We start from the raw sequence: 1005 nt of genomic DNA on the forward strand, positions 1-1005 counted from the left end.
CAGGGAATAAATTTTCATTTACCCCTTGAATTTCATTGAAAATATTATATAATAATATTTGTCATTGTAAGCAATATGTCTGGTGATTATGGCGAAGAGGTCACACCCGTTCCCATGCCGAACACGGAAGTTAAGCTCTTCAGCGCCGATGGTAGTTGGGGGATCTCCCCCTGTGAGAGTAGGACGTCGCCAGGCGATACATATTTCGGAGGATTAGCTCAGCTGGGAGAGCATCTGCCTTACAAGCAGAGGGTCGGCGGTTCGATCCCGTCATCCTCCACCATTTTTTTATTTCTTGAAAATCTAATATGCCGGTGTAGCTCAACTGGTAGAGCAACTGACTTGTAATCAGTAGGTTGGGGGTTCAAGTCCTCTTGCCGGCACCATTGGTTTTTTTATTTTGTCTTATTTTTTGAGAGCCATTAGCTCAGTTGGTAGAGCATCTGACTTTTAATCAGAGGGTCGAAGGTTCGAGTCCTTCATGGCTCACCAAAGATTTTTGCGACAGCAAAATTTCTTACCATAGGGTTTTCATCAATGTGGAAATCATCAATTTGCGGGTGTGGCGGAATTGGCAGACGCACCAGACTTAGGATCTGGCGCCGCGAGGCGTGGGGGTTCAAGTCCCTTCACCCGCACCATTTGTTTCGCGGAAGTAGTTCAGTGGTAGAACACCACCTTGCCAAGGTGGGGGTCGCGGGTTCGAATCCCGTCTTCCGCTCCAAACTAGCCGGGGTGGCGGAACTGGCAGACGCACAGGACTTAAAATCCTGCGGTAGGTGACTACCGTACCGGTTCGATTCCGGTCCTCGGCACCAAGATTTTTTGCGACAGCAAAATAATCTTCATTAATTCGCGTTAGCGAAATATATTTCCTTACATCACTTATTAAAAACTATTATGCATCTTGCGCCCGTAGCTCAATTGGATAGAGCGTTTGACTACGGATCAAAAGGTTAGGGGTTCGACTCCTCTCGGGCGCGCCATATATCGGGAAGTAGCTCA

7 tRNA genes and 1 rRNA gene are annotated in these 1005 nt (G+C 47.4%); all 8 read left to right on the forward strand.

Going from position 1 to position 1005, the window contains the following annotated elements:
* Positions 1–78: 78 nt before the first annotated feature.
* A 5S ribosomal RNA gene (gene rrf / locus KYJ26_RS22735) occupies positions 79–195 on the forward strand.
* A 12-nt stretch (positions 196–207) separates the two neighbouring features.
* Positions 208–283, forward strand: a tRNA-Val gene (locus KYJ26_RS22740).
* Positions 284–310: 27 nt separating this feature from the next.
* Positions 311–386, forward strand: a tRNA-Thr gene (locus tag KYJ26_RS22745).
* A gap of 30 nt (positions 387–416) precedes the next feature.
* Positions 417–492, forward strand: a tRNA-Lys gene (locus KYJ26_RS22750).
* Between the two features lie 64 nt (positions 493–556).
* Positions 557–641 (forward strand) — tRNA-Leu (locus tag KYJ26_RS22755).
* An 8-nt stretch (positions 642–649) separates the two neighbouring features.
* Positions 650–724 (forward strand) — tRNA-Gly (locus KYJ26_RS22760).
* 5 nt (positions 725–729) lie between these two features.
* Positions 730–818, forward strand: a tRNA-Leu gene (locus tag KYJ26_RS22765).
* Positions 819–909: 91 nt separating this feature from the next.
* A tRNA-Arg gene (locus KYJ26_RS22770) sits at positions 910–986 on the forward strand.
* Positions 987–1005 lie beyond the last annotated feature (19 nt).

It is taken from the genome of Rossellomorea orangium, from assembly GCF_019334305.1.
Classification (GTDB): domain Bacteria; phylum Bacillota; class Bacilli; order Bacillales; family Bacillaceae_B; genus Rossellomorea.